Source organism: Tolypothrix sp. PCC 7601 (genome assembly GCF_025677855.1).
Taxonomy (GTDB): domain Bacteria; phylum Cyanobacteriota; class Cyanobacteriia; order Cyanobacteriales; family Nostocaceae; genus Aulosira; species Aulosira diplosiphon.
Map to the genome: position 1 here is coordinate 1,423,948 of NZ_CP064879.1, position 24,064 is coordinate 1,448,011.

Sequence of the window (24,064 nt, forward strand, 5' to 3'; positions counted from 1 at the left end):
GAGTGTAGAATGTTGGAATCATATCGTCAACACGTTGTAGAAAGAGCTGAATTAGGAATTCCCCCCTTACCGCTAGATGCCAAGCAAACTTCCCAGTTGTGCGAATTACTGAAGAATCCGCCCAAGGGTGAAGAAGATACATTATTGCATTTATTGCGCGATCGCATACCCCCTGGAGTTGATGCCGCAGCTTATGTCAAAGCAGGGTTTCTCACAGCCATTGCCAAAGGTGAAACCAAAAGCCCCTTAATTTCACCCATCCAAGCAGTAGAATTACTGGGAACGATGGTAGGTGGCTACAATGTGCAATCTTTAATTGAATTGCTGCAAACTCCCACTGTCTCTGTATCAGACTCTGCTGAAACTCCTTTAGTCATGCAGGGACAAGGAAAGGAACCCATCGCTGCTTATGCCGCCAACGCTCTCAGCAAAATTTTGTTGGTGTATGATGCTTTCCATGATGTTTTGGAACTATCCAAAACCAATCCCTATGCCAAACGCGTCATAGATTCATGGGCGGAAGCTGAGTGGTTTACTGTTCGTCCCCAACTCCCAGAGACAATTACCGTTACAGTCTTCAAAGTTCCTGGGGAAACCAACACCGACGACTTATCCCCCGCCCAAAGTGCTACCACTCGCCCGGATATTCCCTTACACGCCTTAGTGATGCTAGAGTCACGGCAACCGGGAAGCTTAAAAACCATTGCCGATTTAAAGAAAAAAGGACATCCTGTGGCTTACGTCGGGGATGTAGTGGGTACGGGTTCCTCCCGGAAATCTGCCATCAATTCCGTATTGTGGCACATGGGTAATGATATTCCCTTTGTTCCCAACAAACGCGCTGGGGGATATATTTTAGGTGGTGCGATCGCGCCAATCTTCTTTAATACAGCTGAAGATGCTGGTGCTTTGCCAATTCAGTGTGATGTCACCAAGTTAGAAACAGGTGACGTGATTACCATCCATCCCTACAAAGGCGAAATCACCAACGAAGCAGGTGATGTGATTTCCACCTTCAACCTCAAACCCGATACCATCCTTGATGAAGTCCGTGCAGGTGGACGTATTCCTTTATTAATTGGGCGTACCCTCACCGACAAAACCCGCCAAGCACTCGGTTTAGAACCCAGCATCTTATTTATTCGTCCCCAAGCACCGGAAGATACAGGTAAAGGCTACACCCTCGCCCAAAAAATGGTAGGGAAAGCTTGCGGATTAGCCGGTGTGCGCCCTGGTACATCTTGCGAACCCATCATGACAACTGTTGGTTCCCAAGATACCACAGGCCCCATGACCCGCGACGAGTTAAAGGAACTCGCCTGTCTTGGTTTCAGCGCTGATTTGGTAATGCAGAGTTTCTGTCACACCGCAGCTTATCCCAAACCAGTAGATATCAAAACTCACCACGACTTACCAGACTTTTTTGCCCAACGTGGTGGCGTAGCCCTACGCCCCGGTGATGGTATCATTCACTCTTGGCTAAACCGGATGCTGCTACCCGACACCGTCGGTACAGGTGGCGACTCTCACACCCGCTTTCCCCTAGGTATTTCCTTCCCCGCAGGTTCCGGGTTAGTAGCCTTTGCCGCCGCTTTAGGTGTCATGCCTTTGGATATGCCAGAATCAGTTTTGGTAAGATTCAAAGGAGAATTACAACCAGGTATTACCCTCAGAGATATTGTTAACGCTATTCCCTACGTCGCCATTCAAAAAGGATTGCTAACAGTAGAGAAAGAAAACAAGAAAAATATCTTCTCAGGACGGATTTTAGAACTGGAAGGCTTACCCGATTTAAAAGTTGAACAAGCCTTTGAATTAACAGATGCATCAGCAGAACGTTCCTGTGCCGGTTGCACAATTAAACTGAGTACAGAAACAATTGCTGAATATCTGCGTTCTAACATCTCGCTGTTAAAGAATATGATAGCCAGAGGCTACCACGATGAGCGTACTATTCTCCGCCGCATCGCCAAAATGGAAGAATGGTTAGCCAATCCCGTATTACTTGAAGCTGATGCAGATGCCGAGTATGCCGAAATAATTGAAATTGATTTGAACGAAATCAAAGAACCAATTGTTGCTGCTCCCAATGACCCCGATAATGTAAAATTATTATCGGAAGTTGCTAATGATCCAGTACAAGAAGTATTCCTTGGTTCTTGTATGACAAATATCGGTCATTATCGCGCAACAGCGAAAGTATTGGAAGGCGCAGGTGAAGTCAAAACACGCCTGTGGATAGCACCCCCAACCCGCATGGACGAACACCAATTAAAAGAAGAAGGTGTATATAGCATTTTTGGTGCTGCGGGTGCTAGGACAGAAATGCCAGGATGTAGTTTATGCATGGGTAATCAAGCACGAGTTGCTGATGGCACAACTGTATTTTCCACCTCTACCCGCAACTTTAATAATCGCATGGGTAAAGGTGCAAGAGTGTATTTAGGTTCTGCCGAATTAGCCGCAGTTTGTGCATTGTTAGGACGCATTCCCACAGTACAAGAATACTTGGATATTGTGGCGAATAAAATTCATCCTTTTGCCGACAATTTATATCGGTATTTGAACTTCGATCAAATTGCGGGTTTTGAGGATGAAGGGCGCGTGATTTCTATAGAACAGCAGGCTTTGTTGGTATAGTTTAACTTGGGTGAGTCTTAATGGCTCACCTCAAGGTTGTTAAAGCTTTACTCTACTTAACTAGAGTGAATTGAAAACAGTGCCGTCAGGAAGCAGTCAGGAATGGATTATCGGGACGCTGGGGTAGATGTTGAGGCTGGGCGAGCCTTTGTAGATAAAATTCGCAATTTGGTTCACAGTACTTTTAGAAAAGAAGTACTTGGGGGACTAGGTGGTTTTGGTGGTTGTTTTCAGCTTCCAGGGGGTTATCAGGAACCAGTATTAGTCTCTGGAACAGATGGTGTTGGGACAAAGCTCAAAATTGCTCAAGTTCTTAACCGCCACGATACTGTAGGTATTGATTTGGTGGCGATGTGCGTTAATGATGTACTGACATCTGGAGCCGAACCGCTGTTTTTTTTAGATTATCTGGCAACAGGTAAGCTGGATAAAGAGCAATTAACTGAGGTAGTTGCAGGAATTGCGGCTGGGTGTCAGCAAGCTGGTTGTGCTTTGCTGGGGGGAGAAACCGCAGAAATGCCAGGTTTTTACCAAGTCGGTGAGTATGATTTGGCGGGATTTTGTGTAGGGATTGTAGAAAAAAGCCAAATGCTTGATGGTTCCCAGGTACAAGTAGGAGATGTTGCGATCGCTCTTGCTAGTTCTGGTGTGCATAGTAATGGCTTAAGTTTAGTACGAAAGATTGTGAGCGATCACAAATTCGATTGGAATGAACGCCCAGAATCATTAGGTGGCGAAACCATTGGAGAAGCTTTCCTCAAACCGACGCGCATTTATGTCAAACCTATCCTAGCTGCACGTCAAGCTAGTTTAGAAATTCACGGTATGGCACACATTACAGGTGGTGGTTTGCCAGAAAATTTACCCAGATGTTTAAGCAAAGGTCAAGCAATTAAAATCAATCGCCATAATTTGATAACTCCTCCACTATTTCAGTGGATAGCCGAAGCTGGAGGAGTGAACGATGAAGCAATGTATAATACCTTCAATATGGGTATTGGCTATGTGCTATTAGTCCCACCAAATAGCGCTGACCAAGTAATAACCTTCTTTCAATCACAAGATATTCCTACTTTTGCCATTGGTGAAGTAATTACTGGTGATAATTCATTAGTCGGATTGCTTGATTAAATCACAATATTCATCCAATACTACGCAGTTAAGCATTTTTACATCACCATTGGGTTTGGGGAAAAGGTTAAAGATATCTTCTTTTCCCTTTCCCCTTCGCTTTTTTACCCTTAACCGAAAAATATTGAACATTGATCGGCTGTTGCACATCGAACAAAGCATATTGAATTGTGTTGATAGTTGACGGTTGACTGTTAACTGTTGCAGTCACCTGTCAACTAATCTCTATGGAATGAATAAGTGTTTCGACTTATTTGTTACCTATGCTGATAAATGCAATCGAAAATACTCATGCCCGTCAGCGTTGAGATTTGCTAACGTAGTCTTAACATATTGAAAAATTTGCGGTCGAATTCGAGAAAATACTGACACTAGCTTATGGTGTTAGTGGTTTTTCATCTAGAAATATGCGGCGTGTTCCTGTGTTGAGAACAATGTATTTTGTCTTTGAGGGGTTATGGTTGTAAATTTTGCTCGGACTTCAGCTTCCACGGAAATTTTAAAGCAAGTATTCCAAAATATTAATGCTCAAAGTTGTCCGAGGTCATTTAATTTTCATATACATACTGTTCACTCTGATGGCAGATTGCAGCCAAATACATTGATGGAACAGGCGATCGCTATTGGTTTACAAGGACTAGCAATCACCGATCATCATAGTATTGGTGGATACCAAGTTGCCAAAGCTTGGTTAGAAGACTGGAAGTGGAATAATCCGGGTGCAAGCGCTCCCCATCTGTGGACTGGTGTAGAAATTAATGCCAACCTTTTAGATGTAGAAGTTCATATTCTGGCTTACTCTTTCCAGCCAGAACACCATAGCATGAAACCTTATTTGCAAAGAAAAGCCACAACAGGCGCAGAATACCAAGCAAATAACGTCATTGCTGCGATTCATGAGGCGGGGGGATTAGCAGTATTAGCTCACCCAGCACGCTTTAGGCGATCGCACTTAGATTTAATTCCTGCTGCTGCGGAAAGGGGAATCGATGGTGTAGAAACTTTCTACGCTTACAATAACCCGAACCCTTGGAGACCAAGTTCTTTAGAATCAGAACAAATACAACATTTGGCTAACGAATATAGTCTTTACAATACCTGCGGTACTGATACCCACGGTTTAAACATACTCCAGCGTTTGTAATCATGCAGGTAGGCATTTTGTTTAACACTCCTGGTTCTCTAAGCCAGGGGAGTTATACCAAGTTGGAATTTTAGATTTTAGGTTAAGCTTGTGTACTGCAAACAGTTCTAGCAATTCCCAGCAATTTTACTTATTTTAATTTTGTATTCGTATTATTTTGCCTTTAATATTTTAATTTTAGATTTTTGATTTTTAATTAAAAGTATTGAGTGAGACTTTTTGGCATTTTGCAGAAGTAGGTTGACTTCACTTATACTCAACACAACCTACAGGCTAAAAGACACTACGCGCCAGGAATTGTAGGAACTTTCCATAGGGGATCAACATAAACTTACTTGCTAATTACATAAAATCAAAAATTCTCAATATATCTTTAATATTAGAATCTATCCTGCGAGTGAATTTACCTTACAACGATCGCAGTTGACTTTTTCTTGCTTCTATAATTATTTCACTTGCAACATTCTCATTGGAGGATCTATGCAAATCTTTGGGAATAAGGATAAAATAGAAAAAAGTATCATAAGCTACAATCTCCTTTACATCTATCTGGGGAGGGGTTAAAATATAATATTAAGAATTGTAAATAAGGTTAATATTATAAAGAAAGATAGACGTATGCTTCTCATTTATGCGAGACTCAAATTTACCAGGGGCTGAAGTGCTCAAAGCTTTATTGGAACCTCTGTTAGAGGATTTTCAGTATTGGTTTACGCGATCGCGTAAATTTCTCGAAACCGAGCAAATTTCATTTATGAGTGAGCAAGACAAATCAGACTTGCTTCTCAGAATCCAGCAAGCCCAGGATGAACTCAATACAGCAAAGATGATGTTCAGTGCAACTGATGGGCAAGTTGGTATTGAAATGGCAACAATTAAGCCTTGGCACGAATTAGTGACAGAATGCTGGAAAGTGGCAATACGCTTCCATAAAGAAAGAGATGTGTGAGAGTGAAGTTTTTTTTCATTAAGTTCGGTAGACTTAATTAAAAAAGCAACGCAATATTTCAGTTCGATATTTAGTAATCAATCCTTAATAAATTTTGAATAAAACAGAAAAAAATGTATAACATGCTACCGTGGTTTGGATAACGGTCAATACATTCCCCCCTGCGAAACCTAGACATATCAATGTGCTTCAGCCATTCGCTCTATATGTAATTTTAATTACTAGTAAAGCGAAAAGTTACAGTAAAAACTTTTAGAACTTGCTTCCTCTGGAGGATAACCCGATGTTACACCTGCTTTACATTCTTGCTTTTACAATTCTTGCCGTTATCGCTGTTGCTAATTTAATTCGCAATCTGATCATGTTTAGTTTTGATCGAGAGCGCAATTATCCAGCAACTAGAAACCAGGGGAGATATGGCTATCCCTCAGTTAACAAGCATTTTCCGCCACATCCAGAATTATTAGATAATGCAGGTAACTTAATTAAAGAACCATTATTAGTGATGCGGTCAATCAACGTCGAAGATGCGCGCCAACAGCTAGATGCTTTGTATGAATCTTCTCCTGGCCGTAAAGTTGAGAATCAAGAAGAAGGTTAACTCGGAGTACTCAGTCCTGAGCGAAGATTAATTCATTAAATAAAAGGTCAAGAAAGAAGATATTTTTACATCTTCTTTCTTTTTTTATGGAGTTTGGAGATAAAAATAATTAGAGACCATTTATAAAGTAATACAGTTCAGTTAAGCTTATTAGCCATTGATTTGTCATTCAATTTTGGATGCGTGGATTTACGATAGCGCAGCGTTAGCGAGTCCGCGAGCGTCTTTTGGATTAACCTCTCCTTATAAAGAAGAGGCTTAAATATTGAAAAATTTTTGTTTTTCTTCTGGGTTAACCCAGAGGCTTGAGACCAAATATTTTAGATTTCAAATTTTCATTTAATCCAAAATCTAAAATCTAAAATCTAAAATCGCTTCGGTCACTTATTAAAGAAGCTAGAAGAATTGGGGGATTCTCCCCCAAACCCCCGATTGGGTGACGGTTGCGTCCCCCAAACCCCCTCCAAAATGATTGTTCTGTTTTGTTGTTGAATAACTAGTTTTTTGGTTTTGTTATCAATTAATTTTCTTAACTGAACTGAACTGTATTTATTTATAAAGTAAATCTTACAGCAGATTGCAAGTTGGTGAGGTACAGATAATTGTAAAGACAAGGCAGTGCCCAATACAGTTCGGTTAAGGGGGAAAGGGAAAAGGGGAAAAGGATTGAATTCACCCTTACCCTTTTCCCATTACCCTTTTCCCAAATCACGAGAGAGATGCAAAATACTTATCCGAACCGTATTGGGGTTTCATCATCCATCCAACTCAAAAAACAAGTCGAGGAGCAAAGCTATCATTTTTTGCTAATTATCTTTCTCTCCTTTGCCGCTTTGTTGTCATCGAGAAGCGAGATAAGAGCAATTTTGAGGATGGTAATTAGCTTTCAGCATTTTTCCCCATTTTGCATCATAAGGATGCACAAACTCTGTTTGATGGTTGTCATCTTTAAAAATAGGTCGTCCTTCATTTGCCCACTCAAAAATACCTCCGCTTAAGTTATAAATAGAGGTAAAACCTTGCTTTTGAAGCTGTTGAGCAATTTTGGCACTACGATAACCAATTGAACAGTACACAACAATAGGGCTATCTTTTGAAATCCTCAAAGCCTTTTTTGAGTGTAAAATAATCGGATCGATACGTATTGCTGATTTGAGATGACTGACTCCATACTCTGCTGGACTGCGTGCATCTAGCACTAAAGGTTGTAGCTTGGCAGAATCCGATCGCCATTTAGCAAATTCTGCTGTCGTAATGGAATTCACAGCAGGAAACATGATTCTGATGCAAATTTTTAATAGATTTAACACAAGCGATCGCAATTTTTAGTATTACTTTAGCGAGTTATCATACTTGCCGCATCAATCTTAACGTGGGCATCGTTAAAATACTATAAAGCGATTAAGAAGTTATCTTCATCATGCCGTAGATAGATTATTTCTCAACATGATTTCTAGTTTAGTCATTACATCATACTAATTAAAAAAAAGATATTACAGATATGTAGGAAACGGTGCTATATCCTCCGCATGATTTATCTATCGCCAACACTATTTGAATTGGGATTATTCAGATAACAAAAATTTAATTCTATCAGTCACAATCAATTTTTAATTAATAAAATTATCAGTTAGGGATTAAAGAAAGGAAGTATTGCTGATTACTGTATACTAAATAATTATACTACTTTTTATATAAGCTTTTGGGATGCGATCGCTAGCAACTTTCCCACACCTCAAGCCGCAATACTGTAATATTAGGTAAAGGCTAAACCCTCACTCTGAACTCATGAGTTCCCATCCATTGTTGAAAGTTGAAATTTCTGAACTCAGCGTTGCAGAACGTATCCAACTTGCTGAAGATTTATGGGATAGCATTTTAGAACAGCAAGAGGAGCTTCCCTTGAGTGAAGCGCAACAACAGGAACTAGATCGGCGCTTAGAAATTTACAAGAAAAACCCCGCAAATGGTTCTAGTTGGGAAGAGGTTAAAAAACGGTTAGGCTTTTCCCGATGAACTATAACCTGATTATTCAGCCAGAAGCAGAATACGATATTCAGGATACTTTTGAGTGGTACGAATCCCAGAATTCCGGTTTAGGTTCTGAGTTTGTTCGTGCAGTTGATGTTTGTCTGTCAGGAATTACACGAAAACCCTAGGCTTACCAAGTCATCCACAAACAAGTAAGAAGAGCATTAATCCGTCGATTCCCATACATCATTCTTTACGTTTTTGAGCAAGATACTGTTTTTGTACTTGCTTGCTTCCATGCAAAACGCGATCCAAAACAGTGGTTGCATAGAATTTAATCAAACTTCCCTTTGCGTGAAATACTCTCATGACAACGGAGACAAAACGCTTCCCAATTTTTCACGCCCTAAGCGATCGCTCATCACCTTCATGACTCATAAACTTCACTGCGATGGGCGATCGCCACAACAAACACCTGCGCGAGTTCATCATCTATCGAATAGATCACCCTGTAATCCCCAATTCTGTAGCGGTATTACCCTGCATAATCTCCTTTTAGGGCTTTAATGTTGGGGTGCAACAGGGGAGTTTGCTCTAGCTGTTGTAAACATCGAGCAATTTTCTTTCCTAGGGCTTTGTCAGCATTAATATAAACCTTTTGGGCATCGGGATGGAGAAGAACTTCATACATCAGAACGAAGGGTTCTCCAATTTTTGTACTCGCTTTTAGAGGTAGCTTGATTTTGCTTAACTCGCTCTAACAATCCAGAAATTGCCAAAAGTTCTTGGGTTGCTGCTTCGCTTTCAGCATTTGCTAAGTAAGCCGCAAAATCAGCAAGTACCTGTAATCGTTCTGGCGATAGTTGCTTGAGTAAGTCATTAAGCTGACGCTGTAGTTCTGTCACAGATACCAAAACCTCTGACTCTTTATCCTCAATAGGGGAATTATCTGTAGTGTCCATCGCCTGCTAGAGCAAATTTAAGGTTTAGTGTCTATTGTAAGATAAGCAGTTGTCGGAAAATATTGCTTTAATATGCGATCCAAACAAGTTCTTTGATAGCACTCTCTGTGTCTGCGTGACATACTCTCATGACAACGGAGACAAAATACTTCCCAATCTTTCACTCCCTAAGCGATCGCTCACCTCTCCCTTAGAAATAACCCGAACTCCATTAATATAAACCGCTTGCACAATCTCATCTGAACCGCGCTTCACCATCCGAGGTTCACCATCCAACACAGGATCTAATATTTCCACCTGAGGACTGATTGCTTGATTGAGCGCATTGGGGTTGAGTAAAACTATATCTGCTTTCGCACCAACTCTCAGCACTCCCGTATCCAGCCGAAACCAAGTTGCAGGTTCTCCTGTAACTCGAAAAATCGCCGCTTCCGGTGTCAGAAAATTCGTTGTTACAGCCTGCTTCAGCAAAGACAACGCGCCATCATAGTATCCCAAGTTACGCACATGAGCGCCAGCATCAGTAAATCCAGGGAAAATATGCGGGTGCTGCATCATCGCTAAACGGGGTTTTAAGCGATCGTTGGCTCCTGTTGCTACCCAACGCAAATCTGTATCGTATTCTTGCAACGCCTGCATAAACAAATCTACAGGTTCCTGTTGCTTTTGGCGGGCAATTTCTGCAAAACTCAACCCTTGCCAACTTGCTTCGGGACAGTCAACAACTTCTATCAAATCTAACTGGCGATGAAAAGAATTTCGCCATTTACTGAGCCATTCTTGACGAAATTGACGACAAAAACTTTCAGATTGCCATAATTTTTGTCTTTCTTGGCGTGACTCACAACCATTTAGTTGTGCGCCTGTTGCAAATTCTTCAAATAAGGGAGTAACAGGGCCATCAGAATAAATTGTGAATGGTTCTGTTAGCGTTTGAAAGCGCACATTACCATTAAGAAGCCGATTCCAAATGAATAGAAGAGGGGAAAATGTGCGCCAGAGTTGGCGATTATGTACAGCATCCAAAGCAGAGAGGACAGTTAGCCGCAGTCGCTTGCCAAACCCCGAACCCATACGCAGAATCTCTACAAAAGAAGCCAGCTTTTGTAAATTAGGAGTGACTTGAAAAACGCGATCGCGCTGCTTACAAAGCTTTGCCAGCATCGCATATTCTTTAAATTTCGCGTGTTGTGAGGGAATTGTATAACCTTGCCATTCGCCACTCATCCTATGCCAAGGAAACATATCAATAGAAATCCCGACAAATCCCGCGTCTAAAGCATCTGCTGCTATGCGCTGCATCAGTTTTAGCTCAAATCTGCTCGGCTGAACGGTTAAGCTGCGTTCCAACCCCATAACGTGAGCGCGTAAAGCACTATGTCCAAATAAAGGCGCAACATTTGGCCCTAGTGGTAACTGTTGTAAATGCTGTAAATATTCTGCTGGTGTTTGCCAAGATATTGACTTGTTCAACCATTTGGCAATTAACCGATGAGATAATGTTTCGACTCGCTGAAAAATATCTGCCAGCATTTGAGCTTCACCAATGGCAACAGATAAACTGCAATTGCCAATCACCACGCTGGTAACACCATGACGCACCGATTCGCTCAATCCTGGTGCAATCTCTAACTCTAAATCGTAATGTGTATGAATATCGATAAATCCCGGTGTAACCCACAATCCAGCAGCATCAACTACTTCACGCGCTGGGGTAGATAAGCTAGGAGCAATACCTACAATCCGGCCATTTTGAATTCCAATATCCCCACGTATAGGTGCAGATCCTAAACCATCGAAAATCAACCCGTTTTGAATCAGCAAGTCCAACATATAGTGACTGGCAAAAATTACCTCATTAGTTCACCAGAGAGATAAAAATTATCTTCTTGTTCCTTGATATCTTGCACCAATAATCACCTCAGTGTGAATACTGACCAAACTCACAAAATTACTTAACGCTAATTTAAGCGATCGCTAACTGCCTAGACTACAAAATGTAAAAGCCCCTCTCAGTTTCAGAGGAGCTTTGTAAAGTTTCGTTGCTAAAATTTATTTTTATTATCTTAAAATGCACTCATGATGGTGATAATGCTCACACTGGTCAACATGATGAGAGCGCCCATAACTATAGATTCACCAAAAGATCCAGGAGTTTTTGACTTATTCATTTTCTTAGAATCCACATCAAAGTTAAGGATTCATTAACAATACCAGTCTCATAATTTAATATCTATATAAGTGCGGTAAAACTTTATCTAACGCAATTTATCTTAGTAAAACCTGTGGTATTCACTTACGTGGGGCATGGGGCATTGATTGGGCAATGGGCAATGGGTAATGGGTAATGGGTAATGGGTAATGGGTAATGGGTAATGGGTAATGGGTAATGGGTAATGGGTAATTGTTCTTTCTCCCTCATCCTCCTCATCTCCCTCATCCTCCTCATCTCCCTTATCCCCAATCCCCAATCCCCAATCCCCAATCCCCATATATTTACCAATATAGGTATAAATTCTATAAACTATAAGTTTTACAAATAACTGATACCCTAGCGATTTATGTGCCTTTGTATTACCCATTTGGGGTAAAATAAATTTTATTGAAGTAAAAGACCCATTTACCTAAAAATTATCATGACAGTTTCCACGGTATCGCCAAACCAAACCAAAGAGTTTGATTTAGAACAGTTAAACCAACAATTTGAAACTGCTACCCCAAAAGACATACTGGCGTGGTCTGTAGAAAATATCGCCACGGGATTGGTGCAAACCAGCGCCTTTAACGTGGATGACATGATAATTACCCACATTCTTTATAGTGAACTGAAGCATCCAGTCCCCGTTATCTTTCTCGATACCCTATTCCACTTCCCCCAAAGCTTAGAACTAGTTGCTAAAAGTAAAGAAATTTATAACCTAGATCTACAAACTTACAAAACCCCAGATGTAGATAGCCGTGAAGCTTTTAACGCAAAATACGGCGATGCACTTTGGGACAGAGATATTACTAAATTCCACCACATTACAAAAATCGAACCTTTGCAAAGAGGTTTAGACGAACTCAATACAGTTGCTTGGATTACTGGTCGTCGCCGTGACCAAGCTGTTACCCGTGCTAATATGCCTGTATTTGAATTAGATGGTCAAGGACGCTTGAAAGTAAATCCTTTAGCTGCCTGGACACGCCAACAAAGCTGGGTTTACGTGGCAGAACATGGCGTAATTTACAACCCTCTACATGACCAAGGCTATCCCAGCATTGGTGACGAACCAATCACCACCAAAGTAGGCGAAGGTGAAGACGAACGCGCTGGACGCTGGCGGGGAACCGGCAAAACTGAATGTGGAATTCATATTTAATGGAAACTAGAGATTAGGAAATGGGTCATGGAGGAGAAAAATCCTCCACTCATTTCCTTATATATGGCTCTAAAATCCTGTACTCCCCCACCAAGCTGGAAAAATTCTTAGTTATAAGTTCTCAGAAAACATTCTTGTCTGTAGTACCTAGTCTTTATTCCCATTTCGTCTGCCTTAGCAGACACAGTTGATGATTGTTACTAATTCTCTACAATCTAGTAACAGATTTAAAGTGTAAGAACTCAGATTAAACGTTACTTTCTTAATTTAAAAATTAAGTAGTATTAATTAATATCCAAAAATAAAAGTATTTTTCTTTACTAATAGAAATACTGAAAAAAATTGGTCATAGCTTCGTCATAGTTCTGCAATAGCCTTGTCAATTAGATATGTGATGCTTATTCCATATCTAATTGAGTAAATAATATTTGGCTATAAAAAGCACCAGGATTTACTCAGGAGATTTGCGATCGCGTCATAGGCCTGACACGATGACACTGCACATCACAATCTCTGTTTAATAGGAACTAGAACTATGAATTGGAAAGTACTTACTTTAATTCCTGTACTAACTTTAGCCACTGCTTTTCCAGCCTTCTCCAAAACTGCGAATAAAACTCAAAATCCTGCTAGCACTACCCCAGTTACTCAAACTAGCCAGCCAACAACCAATACAACTAAAAAGCCTAGCGCTATAACAACTACCAACACTGCAGCAAAGCCAACCACTACACTCCAGTTAGGTAGCAAGGGAGAAGGAGTTAAAACTGCTCAAAACTTTTTAAAGCAACAAGGGTTGTACACCGGAAATGTTAATGGTGTATTTGATAAACAAACACGCTCCGCAGTCATCAAATTCCAAAAATCCAAAGGCTTAAGAGCAGACGGCATCATTGGACGGCGGACTTTAGCAGCTATGAAGTAAAGCAGAGGGGGATGAGGGAAAAGGGGAAGGGTAAAAGGAGATAAATAAGTAGTCTGACAGAATTAATTACACAAAGTCATTGCGAATGGAGCGAAGCGGAATGAAGCAATCGCAAGGGCTGGGATTGCTTCGCTTCGCTCGCAATGACTGTAAATATTTTTGTCCAAGTACTTACCATTATCAATTACCATGCCCAATGCCCAATGCCCCATGCCCAATGCCCAACACTTGACGACAACCTCTAAAGCACGGCACACTTAGTACAAAAGTTCCAGTGGATGTAGAGCTGGAGGTCTTAAAAATGACTACTGCCTTAAGTTGCCGCAATTACATCAACGGTGAATGGTTGAGTGCTTTAGGGGGAGCCACTTTAGAAAGTCGCAACCCTGCTGATAAGAATGAAGTTGTTGCTACCTTCCCCCGTTCCTTAGCAGATGATGTTAATCAAGCAGTAGCCGCCGCCCGCCAAGCTTACCGCAGTTGGCGACAAGTTCCCGCCCCAGCTAGAGCCGAATATATTTTTCGTGTCGGGGAAATATTGCTTCAGCACAAAGAAGAACTCGCTCAGTTAATCAGTCGCGAAATGGGTAAACCCTTGACTGAAGCCAGAGGCGATGTGCAAGAAGGTATTGACTGCGCCTTTTATAGTGCTGGTGAAGGGCGGCGATTATTCGGGCAAACTACACCCTCAGAAATGCCCAATAAATTTGCTATGACGGTGAGAATGCCAATAGGGGTATGTGCTTTAATTACTCCTTGGAATTTTCCCGTGGCGATTCCCTGCTGGAAAGCTATGCCAGCCTTAGTATGTGGTAATACCGTTATCCTCAAACCTGCTGAAGATACCCCAGCTTGTGCAACAAAATTAGTGGAGATTTTTGCCGCCGCAGGTTTACCACCAGGAGTAATTAACCTAGTTCATGGTGTCGGAGAAGAAGCTGGAAAAGCCTTAGTCGAGCATCCTGATGTTGATTTAGTATCTTTTACTGGTTCTTCCGAAACAGGTGCATTTGTCGGTGCAACTTGCGGACGCACTCACAAGCGCGTTTGTTTAGAAATGGGTGGTAAAAACGCCCAAGTTGTCATGGAAGACGCAGATTTGGAACTGGCGTTAGATGGTGCAGTTTGGGGAGCCTTTGGGACTGCGGGACAACGATGTACAGCTACTAGTCGTTTAATATTGCATCGTGACATCAAAGAAAAATTTACTGCCATGCTTTACGAGCGTACCAGCAAATTACGCTTAGGGGCTGGAACCGATCCAGATATAGATATCGGGCCGTTAATTAATGCATCGCAGTTGCAAAGAGTCAATAAATATTTAGATATTGCCCGTGAAGAAGGAGCAAAAGTGTTAATTGGTGGAGAAATTGCCAGCGAGGGGCAATTAAAAAACGGTAACTTCTTTAAACCGACAATTTTGGATAATGTGACCCCGGAAATGCGCGTTGCTCGCGAAGAGATATTTGGGCCAGTAGTCGCATTAATTGAGGTTAGCTCGTTTGAAGAAGCGATCGCAGTCCTCAACGATACCAATTACGGTCTATCTTCCTCAGTCTACACCCGCGACATTAACCGCGCTTTTACTGCTATGCGCGACATTGAGGCAGGTATCACTTATATAAATGGCCCGACTATTGGTGCTGAAGTACACTTACCTTTTGGTGGTGTCAAACAAACAGGCAATGGACATAGAGAGGCTGGTACTACAGCCTTAGATGTTTTTACTGAATGGAAAAGTGTTTATGTTGACTTTTCTGGGAATTTGCAACGCGCCCAAATAGACAACCGCAGTTAATATATGGGGGAAAGGTGAAGGGGAAAAAGGGAAAGGGGAAAAGTATCCTTTTCTCCAAATCCTCTTTCTGGGTGGATAATGCTTAACCTTGTTTTGTCACTCTGGGAAAATAAAAATCAAAGCCAAATTTTGAACTTTAGATACAACGGGCATTTGAGCGTTTATTTTCTAACACAATGGCTAAAATCATGGTTTTTTGGTAAAAGTCTTATGCTGTAAGCTTTCCAGATTATTATCTCCCGAAAGTGATAAAAGCGTCCGAGGAAAGTGATCGCATTCCCAATGGATGTAAAGAAATATTTCTGTTTCTTAGAAGAGGGTTAATCTAGAAGTATTGCAAGTTAAGTATGCAAACACCGATTTACTAGTATTTGGATAGATTTTGAGTTGCGTCTTTAACGATACAAATTTGAAAAGTAATTGCAAAAAATTGATTTACAAAAATCATAATTATAAGGCGATTTCCAATCCAAAATCTAAAATCTAAAATCCAAAATGGTATGACTTCCGATTTTGTCAACTCTTTAATTCCTGATACTGCACTTTCGGTAGCTGGGTTAACTGACTACATCCGCTTGCTGTTGGAACAAGATCATCAACTGCGACAAGTTTGGGTAACAGGAGAAGTTTCCAGCGCTAATCACCATCGCAGTGGTTTATTTTTCACCTTGCAAGATCCCGATGGTACAGCTGGAATTAAATGTGTAGCGTGGAATAGCCAATTGGCAAAACTGGCGCAAATCCCTATTCCTGGTGAGCAGTTAATTATTTTAGGTAGTCTCAGAGTTTATCCTCAAAGGGGAGAATATCAGCTATCTGTTTGGCAAGCTTTACCTGCTGGTGAAGGTTTACAGGCTTTGCGTTACCAACAGTTAAAAAACCGCTTGCTATCTGAGGGGTTGTTTGATCCCGAAAGAAAGCGATCGCTTCCTTCTCATCCCCAAACCATCGCTGTGATCACTTCACCAACGGCTGCGGCTTGGGGTGATATTCAAAGAACCCTAAAACAACGGTATCCAGGGTTACAGGTTTTATTTTCTCCGGCGACAGTACAGGGGGAGCAAGCACCAGAATCGATAGTGAAAGCTATTGAACGCGTAGAACGGGATGGGCGAGCCGAGGTGCTAATTTTGTCACGGGGAGGCGGCGCAGTTGAGGAATTAGCTTGCTTTAACGATGAACGAGTCGTGCGATCGCTAGCTAATTGTTCTATACCAGTAATTACTGGCATTGGTCATCAACGAGATGAATCTTTGGCAGATTTAGTTGCAGATGTATGCGTCCATACTCCCACTGCTGCGGCAGAACTGGTTGTGCCAGCCCTGGCGGAATTGTATACTCAACATCGGCAACGAGTGGAAGCTTTACAAGAGGCGGTACTTTACTCTACACAAGCTGCTGAACACAAGCTGCGAGTATTGCAAAATCGGCTGCAACATTTACGCTTAGATCGGCAATTACAACAAGAAAAGCAAAGACTAGCTTGGAAGCATCAGCAATTAGTGCAAGTCACAAAAAGGCGATCGCAACAAGCCAGCCAACATCTAGAAATGTTAAGGCAAAAATTAGCTACTCTCGACCCGAAAGCCGTATTACAGCGTGGTTACGCCGTAGTCAGACAAGAAAATGGTGCGATCGCTCGAACTGCTGCAGATTTAGCTGTGGGTGATGAGTTATTGATTCAATTGGGACAGGGAGAAGTTAAAGTGAAAGTGAAAGAAGTAAAAGATTAGGATGATTAAACGTAAGAACCCTGCTAATTCTGATGCCCTCACAGGTTGGAATTATGAGGATAAAGTGGCTGAAATCGAACAAATTATTACTCGTATTGAGACAGGCGAGTTGGAATTAGAAGAAGTATTTGCACAATTTACAAATGCTGTAGAAAATTTGCGCCAATGCGAGAATTTTTTGCAGCAGCGTCAGCAGCAAGTCGATTTGTTAATTGAAACTTTGAATGATGAGTAAATTGCTCTAAGTATTTCCTGAGCGGAATTGCTATTTCCTACTAGAAAAGTACGGCGTACTCCAATACTTGTCGGTTAAGGGGAAAAAGGGGAATGGTTCAAGGGAAAGAAAAAACCTTTAACCCTTAGAGTGTTCCAAAAAATAAACGATCCAAAACCTGTCATTGCGAGCGAAACGGAGTGTAGCGTCTCGCAGAGAAGCAATCGCAAAATCTTGCAACTACGAGCGAGTCTATGCGATTGCTTCATTCCGCTTTGCTTCATTCGCAATGACAATTGAGCATTTTTTTACTTGGAGTACTCTTAACCTTTAACCCTTTCCCCTCAACTAATTTTGAGTTTAAAAAGCTATCCCTTGTAGTATTGCGGCGTACTCATCCCAATCTACGTATTTATCACATTATTTATTCAAATTGGTATTATTTGTGAGACACTACGAATGACCAGTGAGCATGGAAAAGAGTAGCCATTTTTTCCTGTTCGCTACCCTGTGGGTGTAGCCTCTCCCAGAAGAGAGGTTTATTGACATGGACTATACAGCTTTTCTGAGTAACATCGTAACCCTGAAAGGATTAGTATAATTCCGTCAAATACAGGGTGTGAGAATTAGTTTTTTCGTGTTAAATGGTTGGATGTTACCAAGATTTCTTGGCTTAACACCAAAAACCGTTTATTTATGTGTGGCAATATTTTGTAAGGAGTGAATGTGAATACTATTATTCGTAAAGCTGTTTTTTGCTTGCCAAGTTTAGCAGCTTGTGCAGTCTTAGGTAGTAGCTTATCTGCTGTCGCTCAAACAGTAGATTCCTCAAATAATCAGCAGTTTAGTAATGCTGCTACAACCGTAGCATCTCCCAGCCAATCAACTACTGAACAGGAAGCTACAAGCCAAAATTCCCCTACTCAAACCAATACAAATTTCACCGTTTCCCAGCAGTTCCCTAACGCTGCTACACAACAAACCGCTAATCGCATAGTTACACCTATTCCAGGTACAGCAATCACCTCAGCAGCCGGCTTTATTCCCCAAAACTCGGAACCGACCGCTCAACAGCCTATTGCTCAACCAGCTACTACTCAAGTAGCACAAGCCGATATTGAACCAGGTAGAGCTACCCGTGGTGGTAGAAGCTATATTGGTCTTGCAGGTAACATTGGTGTCAGTGGTAGTGACTCTGCTTTGGGTGATGGTAACTTTGCTGTCATTAGTAAAATCGGATTGAGCAATGCTATATCTTTCCGACCATCAGCAGTTTTGGGTGACAACACCACAATTCTACTTCCCCTCACCTATGACTTTACCTTTCAGCAGGTAGCAGATCCATTTAGTGAACCCTTACCAATTGCGCCTTACATAGGATTAGGTGCAGCAATTAAAACTGGTGATAACTCTGAAGCCGCATTTTTAGTCTCTGGTGGCTTTGATTTTCCTCTCAATACCCAATTTACTGCCACTGCGTCTGTCAATGCTGGCTTCTTTGAAAATACTGACATAGGCGTGATGTTAGGCGTTGGCTACAACTTCAGTGGTTTCTAAATCCAATTTTTGAATTTTGGAGGGGGTTTGGGGGACGGTTGCGTCCCCCAATCGGGGGTTTGGGGGAGAATCCCCCAATTGAGCTAGCTGTTTCCCAAGTGACAAATCAATCACTAATGATCTTCTCTGAACTGTATTGAGATATAACCCCTACAGGGAAGCAAGCTACAACCCAACCTTGTATCTTAGAAAGAGTAATTAGAGAGCCCTATTTAGGATTAACTTTATCGATCACCGTGATTTTGCCATCATCTCCCACAGTCCAGACATCGTAAACACCAACCACATCGCCATTAGCGTCAACATCAACGTTACCGCTAGCGCCTTGGTAGTTAATCTTTTTACCTTCTTTGAGCAATTTTAGCCCTTCACAAACATCAGTAACTTCTGTACCCGGCCCATTAGAAACGTCTCGAATTTTACTAGCAATGCCAACACCTGTATTTTCTTTAGCAGCTTGTGCGGCTAATGCTAATAATGCAGCTGCATCCCAAGCTTGAGGTGCGTATTCTCCTGGGGAACCACCTTTTTTCTCTTTCCAGAGTTTGTTAAAGCCTTCTAATGCTTTACCATCGGAACCGGGAACGGTACCGATCGCACCAGTTAAAATATATTTGCCATCACTAGCTTTGCCTACTTGCTCTGGGAAAGTGGGTGATTTTACGCCATCAGTCAGCAGAATTTGCACTCCTTTGGTTAAGCCTTGCTGGTAAGCAGTTTTGAGAAATATACTTCCTGTCTCCGCATAGAGTACTGCTAATACGGCATCTGGTTTGCCGGCAAAAGCCGCCGCCGCTTCAGTATCAAAGGTCTGAGCCTTAGGATCATAACGGACAGGTTTATCTTTATTAACTACTGTTCCACCTAATTTTTCAAAAGTTTGTACAAATGCTTTTTCAAAACCAACACCGTAGTCGTTATTAATCACGACTGTAGAAACGCGTTTAAATCCTTTTTTCTTAGCGAGTTGCGCCAAGGCTAGTGCTTGGTAAGTATCTGGGGGTGCAGTGCGTGCCCAAAAGCCTTTATAGTCGCCTTTTTGAGCCTTTTCCGTAAACACAGGACTGGTACTCCCAGGGGAAATCAACATCACTTTATTCGGTGTCGCCACTGAGATAGCCGCAGTGGAAACGCTACTAGCAAAGGAACCCACTACACCAGCTACCTTATCCAAGGTTGCAAGTTTGGTCATCCCAGCTGCACCTGCTTTCGGATCTGTTTGATCGTCTACTGGTACTAAGGCGACTGGTTCACCGTTTACGCCACCACAAGCATTGACTGTGTCCACCAGCAAGGGAACTGAACCCACCATCTGCTGACCGATAGATGCTAAATCGCCTGTTGATGGTAGTAAGGAACCGATTTTCAGTCCCTTGGCATTAGTTGTAGTAGTTGAGTTGGTTGCTGGGGTAGCAGTGCCTTGTGTGTTCCCTGTACTATTAGAGTTGCTAGTAGTATCATTACAAGCCCCCAACAGAAAACCAGCTGCTAAGGTAGCTACACTAAAAGCTAAGGCTGTACTAATTCTTGGCATAAATTACTTTCACTCCTCTATTCTTTAGGAGTCTGAAAGTAAAATTCTAACTATATTTGAGGTTAGGTTAATATTTACAGACTCCAAAGCATAAATAATATCATCCTCCTGAAGATATAGAGGTGTTGATGCCAACATTAATACTTATGCCTAAAGACGTATTTTTTTAGTTTAAGAAAAACTTATTATCCCTAATTAACTAAAAAAGTGATGCAAACTCAGTGTCATCACTTACTTCTAGTGGCTGGGAAAACGGAGAGGGAGGGATTCGAACCCTCGGTACGGAGTTGCCTGCCGTACAACAGATTAGCAATCTGCCGCTTTCGACCACTCAGCCACCTCTCCTGGGTCACGAATAACAATAGTAGCAGATACATCTTTACAAGTCAAACATTTTTTAGTCATTAGTCATTAGTCATTAGTCAACTGTATTTTCAGAAGTTGGAGTCAGGAAAGAGAGTCATCTGGAAGGATTTTAGTAAATAATTGTTAACTACTGACTACTGACTACTGACTAAAATTTAGAGGACTTGCGCTCGCATCCAAGCCAGTGGTAAGGTACGCAATTTTTTCCACTGGGGGACGTAGGCGCGCTGAGTGAAGACATTATAATCGTTGCGTTCGATAAAGTTTAAAATTTGGCTGTAATGCATCAGCGCAGCCCAAACAGGCCAACGAGCATCAGCAGAAAGATAGGAAATTCCTCGTTCTGCTTTGGTGTAGAATTCTCGTGCCCGTGAGATTTGGAACTGCATTAAGGCACGCCAGCGATCGTCTACTACACCCTTAAATAAATCTTGTTCGGTGTAGTTAAAACGTGCCAAATCTTCTAAGGGAAGATAAATTCGTCCTCGCCTAGCATCTTCACCAACATCTCGTAAGATATTGGTGAGTTGCTTGGCAATTCCTAAAGCAATTTCTTCTTGAACTGGAACATACGACTGTTGTGTACGGTGCCACGGCGCTGTATTTCTGGTATCATCCAACCCCATGATCGCCGTGGACATTAAACCGACAGTGCCAGCAACGCGGTAACAGTAGACGTATAATTCCTCAAACGTTTCATAGCGACTGCGATATAAGTCCATGCGCTGACCGGCAATCATATCCCGAAAGGGTTGAATGTCCATCGGAAAGCGTTTAACAGTATCCACTAAAGCCACATCAAAATTTTCTACTGGATGCCCAGCAAAAATTGATTCTAGCTGCTTCTCCCATAGATCTAGGGTTTCTGGCGTAGTCATAGCAGATGCAGGGCCATCTACCAGTTCATCTGTACGGCGACACCAAGCATAAATTGCCCAAACAGCGGGACGCTTTTCTTTGCTCAGGAGCAAAGTGCTCAGGTAAAAAGTCGCGGAATACTTGGCGATAAGTTGCCGACAAAGTTTGTAGGAATCGTCTACAGAGACCAGCGTTTTCATGCGCGGGGGTGAATCAGGCAGTTGCAGCATTCGTTGCGGGCGATCGGGTGAGCGTTTGCGGTTTGTTTGCAGTGTCCACCGGGATTGCTTCCGAGATCGCCTGCGCTGTAAGCTTACCAGAAAGTACGGCCCCTTCCATACTGGCCAAATAGCGTTGCATGGTGTAATCCCCTGTCAAATAGAAGTTGGCAATGGGAGTTTTTTGCGAAGGACGGTACTGTTGACGACCTGGAGTCGCTTTGTAAACTGAACGCGGCGTTTTCACCACATGATATTTCAGCAGCTTGGCTGGATTATCCCCACCAAAGTGTTGGGGAAAGAGTTTTTCTAGTTCAGCAATGGTGGCATCAACAATTTCCTCATCGGATTTAGAGATCCAATCTTTTGCTGGAGCTAGAACTAATTCCAACATTGAGCGATCGGGATTAGCATATCCACGGCAGGTGTTGCTCATATCAGCATAAACGCTGAGGAGGGGCGATCGCGAAAATAGTAAGTGGTCAATTTCTGTTAGTTTACGATCAAACCAGAGATGGAGGTTAATTACTGGTACTCCTTCTAGCCCATCTAACTGCTGGAAAAACTCCATTTTTTTCCACGGTTCTGGCAGCATCACCTTGAAGGGGTCAACGGGCATGGCAGATACATACAAATCAGCCGTTAACACTTCATCTTCTGCGCCATTTAACCCCCGAATTAAGAATCCCCTCACGGTACCATCTCCGTTGAGCAGAATTTCTTTAAGGGGGGCATTTAATCTTACTTCCCCACCCCGTTCGGTGATGTGATCTACTATCGGCTGACACAATCGCTCTGTTGGTGAACCATCAAGAAAGGCCATGGTTGAGCCTTTCTTTTCTTGTAGAAAGCGATTGAGGGCTGTTAGCAAGATAGTAGCGGAAATTTCTTCTGGGCCAATGAAGTTTAATGCCTTAGACATGGCAATAAAAACTTCTTTTTCAACTCTTAGGGGAATGTTTTGCTTTTGCAGCCATTCCGTCCAGGAGTATTTGTCCATTTCCTCTACGTACTTCTGTCCTTGCACCATTGCTGGTAACAAACCCAACCCAAAACGAATTTTTTCTGGCCAGGTGAGCATATCGTTGTTTCGCAAGATTGCCACTATGCCATTTAAGGGTGCTGGCAAATCTGGGAAATCAAAGCGGCTGTATGTCCCTGGGGCATTGGGCTGGTTGAAGATCATTGTGTGTTCTTTCCACTGCAAACGGTCTTCTATGCCCAGTTCTTTGAATAGCTGCAAAATATTGGGGTATGCCCCAAAAAATATGTGCAGACCTGTTTCGTACCAGTCTCCGTCAGCATCTTTCCACGCTGCCACCTTGCCACCCAGTACGTCTCGGCGTTCCAAGACAATGGGGGTGTGACCCGCGTCTGTGAGATATTTGGCGCAGGAAAGTCCTGCTAGGCCCGCTCCCGCGATCGCTACTCGCATTTAACCCTACTGCTCTTCAAGATTTCTTAATCGTTTTGCCGTTCTCATTATACGTTGCAATCTGTTACATTTCGCAGCGATTGTGCGATCGCTTTCCTAAAAAACTTGGAAATATCCTGCTGCTTTTAGGTTTAGGCATCAATAAAATTGATTAGCCAAATCGTCATTTTTCATTTGCATTGGTGGTTTGCCAATATTTTCGAGATATATTTCTTACCTTTTACCCCAGTAGAAAATTGGTCAGTAAGCATTGGTATTTGAGCAATTTTCATGTTTGGTTAGAGGATCTTCCTCTGAGTGCTTGACTAAAAAATCAGCAAAGCAGGAGAGACAAAGAACTGAAAAATTCCGAAAATTTTTTGATCCTTGACTCTTGAGAAAAATTTTTACTTTTCTGGTTTTGATTGATTTTTTGCTCGCTACTGAATTTGTCTGGAAGAAATTTTTCTGGCTTTGATCAAGACTATGAGCCATGATGTGAGTATTTTTTCTGTTAACAAATTAAAAAATAAAGTAAAAAATAATACTAAAAATTTTGTTATTCCCGTATTTTTATCGTTGTCAAATCAGATTTTCTGTATATTTTAAAAACAATAAAAGCAGCAGTTATAAAAAATTTAAATTTAAAACTGGCAAATAATTCAAAACAGTATCTAAAAGTTTTAT

Annotated in this window: 22 protein-coding genes, 1 tRNA gene and 1 pseudogene; 14 read left to right on the forward strand and 10 right to left on the reverse strand. The window is 41.8% G+C overall.

Going from position 1 to position 24,064, the window contains the following annotated elements; genetic code table 11:
• Positions 1–9 precede the first annotated feature (9 nt).
• The 5 genes from acnB (at position 10) to HG267_RS05875 (ending at position 6,465) form a co-directional block, all read left to right on the forward strand.
• Complete coding sequence (gene acnB / locus HG267_RS05855) at positions 10–2,640, forward strand: bifunctional aconitate hydratase 2/2-methylisocitrate dehydratase (RefSeq protein WP_045871580.1); 2,631 nt, start codon at positions 10–12, stop codon at positions 2,638–2,640.
• A 102-nt stretch (positions 2,641–2,742) separates the two neighbouring features.
• Positions 2,743–3,771, forward strand: coding sequence for a phosphoribosylformylglycinamidine cyclo-ligase (gene purM / locus HG267_RS05860; protein ID WP_045871581.1), 1,029 nt, complete (start codon positions 2,743–2,745; stop codon positions 3,769–3,771).
• A 457-nt stretch (positions 3,772–4,228) separates the two neighbouring features.
• Positions 4,229–4,915, forward strand: a complete 687-nt coding sequence (locus tag HG267_RS05865; RefSeq protein WP_045871582.1) for a PHP domain-containing protein — start codon at positions 4,229–4,231, stop codon at positions 4,913–4,915.
• A gap of 631 nt (positions 4,916–5,546) precedes the next feature.
• The gene (locus HG267_RS05870) at positions 5,547–5,864 is read left to right on the forward strand and encodes a DUF2605 domain-containing protein (RefSeq protein ID WP_045871583.1); all 318 of its coding nucleotides are present in this window, start codon (positions 5,547–5,549) and stop codon (positions 5,862–5,864) included.
• Between the two features lie 283 nt (positions 5,865–6,147).
• Positions 6,148–6,465 (forward strand): DUF2973 domain-containing protein, encoded by a 318-nt coding sequence (locus tag HG267_RS05875; protein ID WP_045871584.1) that lies wholly within the window; start codon positions 6,148–6,150, stop codon positions 6,463–6,465.
• Positions 6,466–7,304: 839 nt separating this feature from the next.
• Here the strand turns inward: HG267_RS05875 and HG267_RS05880 are convergent.
• Complete coding sequence (locus HG267_RS05880; protein WP_063749835.1) at positions 7,305–7,742, reverse strand: rhodanese-like domain-containing protein; 438 nt, start codon at positions 7,740–7,742, stop codon at positions 7,305–7,307.
• Positions 7,743–8,253: 511 nt separating this feature from the next.
• On the opposite strand from HG267_RS05880, the gene HG267_RS05885 reads away from it, so the two are divergent.
• Together HG267_RS05885 and HG267_RS05890 are read left to right on the forward strand one after the other, a co-directional pair.
• A complete protein-coding gene (locus tag HG267_RS05885) occupies positions 8,254–8,481 on the forward strand; it encodes an addiction module protein (protein ID WP_045871586.1) in 228 nt (75 codons plus the stop codon).
• Positions 8,478–8,774: pseudogene (locus HG267_RS05890) on the forward strand (type II toxin-antitoxin system RelE/ParE family toxin). Before HG267_RS05885 ends, HG267_RS05890 begins: the two are co-directional and overlap by 4 nt.
• 89 nt (positions 8,775–8,863) lie before the next feature.
• Here HG267_RS05890 and HG267_RS41880 read toward each other — a convergent pair.
• The 5 genes from HG267_RS41880 to HG267_RS05915 form a co-directional block, all read right to left on the reverse strand.
• The gene (locus HG267_RS41880) at positions 8,864–8,944 is read right to left on the reverse strand and encodes a type II toxin-antitoxin system RelE family toxin (protein WP_235623080.1); all 81 of its coding nucleotides are present in this window, start codon (positions 8,942–8,944) and stop codon (positions 8,864–8,866) included.
• 27 nt (positions 8,945–8,971) lie between these two features.
• Positions 8,972–9,127, reverse strand: coding sequence for a type II toxin-antitoxin system RelE family toxin (locus HG267_RS05900; RefSeq protein ID WP_228045809.1), 156 nt, complete (start codon positions 9,125–9,127; stop codon positions 8,972–8,974).
• Positions 9,120–9,398 (reverse strand): hypothetical protein, encoded by a 279-nt coding sequence (locus tag HG267_RS05905; RefSeq protein ID WP_045871587.1) that lies wholly within the window; start codon positions 9,396–9,398, stop codon positions 9,120–9,122. The genes HG267_RS05900 and HG267_RS05905 overlap by 8 nt, the downstream gene beginning before the upstream one ends.
• 126 nt (positions 9,399–9,524) lie before the next feature.
• Entirely contained in the window at positions 9,525–11,231 is a 1,707-nt protein-coding gene (locus HG267_RS05910) for an N-acyl-D-amino-acid deacylase family protein (RefSeq protein ID WP_045871588.1), read from the reverse strand.
• Between the two features lie 440 nt (positions 11,232–11,671).
• Positions 11,672–11,890, reverse strand: coding sequence for a hypothetical protein (locus HG267_RS05915; protein ID WP_155539365.1), 219 nt, complete (start codon positions 11,888–11,890; stop codon positions 11,672–11,674).
• Between the two features lie 144 nt (positions 11,891–12,034).
• Between HG267_RS05915 and cysH the strand changes: the two genes are divergently transcribed.
• The 7 genes from cysH (at position 12,035) to HG267_RS05950 (ending at position 18,987) form a co-directional block, all read left to right on the forward strand.
• The gene (gene cysH / locus HG267_RS05920; RefSeq protein ID WP_045871589.1) at positions 12,035–12,760 is read left to right on the forward strand and encodes a phosphoadenosine phosphosulfate reductase; all 726 of its coding nucleotides are present in this window, start codon (positions 12,035–12,037) and stop codon (positions 12,758–12,760) included.
• Between the two features lie 535 nt (positions 12,761–13,295).
• Positions 13,296–13,685, forward strand: coding sequence for a peptidoglycan-binding domain-containing protein (locus tag HG267_RS05925; RefSeq protein ID WP_052335261.1), 390 nt, complete (start codon positions 13,296–13,298; stop codon positions 13,683–13,685).
• A gap of 100 nt (positions 13,686–13,785) precedes the next feature.
• Positions 13,786–13,917, forward strand: a complete 132-nt coding sequence (locus tag HG267_RS05930; RefSeq protein ID WP_255325246.1) for a hypothetical protein — start codon at positions 13,786–13,788, stop codon at positions 13,915–13,917.
• A gap of 69 nt (positions 13,918–13,986) precedes the next feature.
• On the forward strand, positions 13,987–15,483 hold the full coding sequence (locus HG267_RS05935; protein ID WP_045871590.1) for an aldehyde dehydrogenase family protein: 1,497 nt from the start codon (positions 13,987–13,989) through the stop codon (positions 15,481–15,483).
• A gap of 500 nt (positions 15,484–15,983) precedes the next feature.
• On the forward strand, positions 15,984–17,216 hold the full coding sequence (gene xseA, locus HG267_RS05940) for an exodeoxyribonuclease VII large subunit (RefSeq protein WP_045871591.1): 1,233 nt from the start codon (positions 15,984–15,986) through the stop codon (positions 17,214–17,216).
• A gap of 1 nt (position 17,217) precedes the next feature.
• Positions 17,218–17,451, forward strand: a complete 234-nt coding sequence (gene xseB / locus HG267_RS05945; RefSeq protein ID WP_045871592.1) for an exodeoxyribonuclease VII small subunit — start codon at positions 17,218–17,220, stop codon at positions 17,449–17,451.
• 705 nt (positions 17,452–18,156) lie between these two features.
• Entirely contained in the window at positions 18,157–18,987 is an 831-nt protein-coding gene (locus tag HG267_RS05950; RefSeq protein WP_045871593.1) for a hypothetical protein, read from the forward strand.
• A 208-nt stretch (positions 18,988–19,195) separates the two neighbouring features.
• Here the strand turns inward: HG267_RS05950 and HG267_RS05955 are convergent, their stop codons facing one another.
• From HG267_RS05955 to pds, 4 genes are all read right to left on the reverse strand, one after another.
• A complete protein-coding gene (locus tag HG267_RS05955) occupies positions 19,196–20,521 on the reverse strand; it encodes an ABC transporter substrate-binding protein (protein ID WP_045871594.1) in 1,326 nt (441 codons plus the stop codon).
• 253 nt (positions 20,522–20,774) lie between these two features.
• A tRNA-Ser gene (locus HG267_RS05960) sits at positions 20,775–20,866 on the reverse strand.
• 176 nt (positions 20,867–21,042) lie between these two features.
• Positions 21,043–21,975, reverse strand: a complete 933-nt coding sequence (gene crtB, locus HG267_RS05965) for a 15-cis-phytoene synthase CrtB (protein ID WP_045871595.1) — start codon at positions 21,973–21,975, stop codon at positions 21,043–21,045.
• Positions 21,959–23,398 (reverse strand): 15-cis-phytoene desaturase, encoded by a 1,440-nt coding sequence (pds, locus tag HG267_RS05970; RefSeq protein WP_045871596.1) that lies wholly within the window; start codon positions 23,396–23,398, stop codon positions 21,959–21,961. Before pds ends, crtB begins: the two co-directional genes overlap by 17 nt.
• Positions 23,399–24,064 lie beyond the last annotated feature (666 nt).

Coding starts and splice junctions, on each gene's coding strand:
- HG267_RS05870 (WP_045871583.1), top strand. CDS start 5,547: ATGCGAGACTCAAATTTACCAGGGGCTGAAGTGCTCAAAGCTTTATTG.
- HG267_RS05885 (WP_045871586.1), top strand. CDS start 8,254: ATGAGTTCCCATCCATTGTTGAAAGTTGAAATTTCTGAACTCAGCGTT.
- HG267_RS05925 (WP_052335261.1), top strand. CDS start 13,296: ATGAATTGGAAAGTACTTACTTTAATTCCTGTACTAACTTTAGCCACT.
- xseB (WP_045871592.1), top strand. CDS start 17,218: ATGATTAAACGTAAGAACCCTGCTAATTCTGATGCCCTCACAGGTTGG.
- HG267_RS05935 (WP_045871590.1), top strand. CDS start 13,987: ATGACTACTGCCTTAAGTTGCCGCAATTACATCAACGGTGAATGGTTG.
- HG267_RS05875 (WP_045871584.1), top strand. CDS start 6,148: ATGTTACACCTGCTTTACATTCTTGCTTTTACAATTCTTGCCGTTATC.
- HG267_RS05930 (WP_255325246.1), top strand. CDS start 13,786: ATGAAGCAATCGCAAGGGCTGGGATTGCTTCGCTTCGCTCGCAATGAC.
- xseA (WP_045871591.1), top strand. CDS start 15,984: ATGACTTCCGATTTTGTCAACTCTTTAATTCCTGATACTGCACTTTCG.
- HG267_RS05910 (WP_045871588.1), bottom strand. CDS start 11,231: ATGTTGGACTTGCTGATTCAAAACGGGTTGATTTTCGATGGTTTAGGA.
- purM (WP_045871581.1), top strand. CDS start 2,743: ATGGATTATCGGGACGCTGGGGTAGATGTTGAGGCTGGGCGAGCCTTT.
- HG267_RS05880 (WP_063749835.1), bottom strand. CDS start 7,742: ATGTTTCCTGCTGTGAATTCCATTACGACAGCAGAATTTGCTAAATGG.
- HG267_RS05900 (WP_228045809.1), bottom strand. CDS start 9,127: ATGTATGAAGTTCTTCTCCATCCCGATGCCCAAAAGGTTTATATTAAT.
- cysH (WP_045871589.1), top strand. CDS start 12,035: ATGACAGTTTCCACGGTATCGCCAAACCAAACCAAAGAGTTTGATTTA.
- crtB (WP_045871595.1), bottom strand. CDS start 21,975: ATGCTGCAACTGCCTGATTCACCCCCGCGCATGAAAACGCTGGTCTCT.
- acnB (WP_045871580.1), top strand. CDS start 10: ATGTTGGAATCATATCGTCAACACGTTGTAGAAAGAGCTGAATTAGGA.
- HG267_RS05915 (WP_155539365.1), bottom strand. CDS start 11,890: ATGGGGATTGGGGATTGGGGATTGGGGATTGGGGATAAGGGAGATGAG.
- HG267_RS05905 (WP_045871587.1), bottom strand. CDS start 9,398: ATGGACACTACAGATAATTCCCCTATTGAGGATAAAGAGTCAGAGGTT.
- HG267_RS05865 (WP_045871582.1), top strand. CDS start 4,229: ATGGTTGTAAATTTTGCTCGGACTTCAGCTTCCACGGAAATTTTAAAG.
- HG267_RS05955 (WP_045871594.1), bottom strand. CDS start 20,521: ATGCCAAGAATTAGTACAGCCTTAGCTTTTAGTGTAGCTACCTTAGCA.
- pds (WP_045871596.1), bottom strand. CDS start 23,398: ATGCGAGTAGCGATCGCGGGAGCGGGCCTAGCAGGACTTTCCTGCGCC.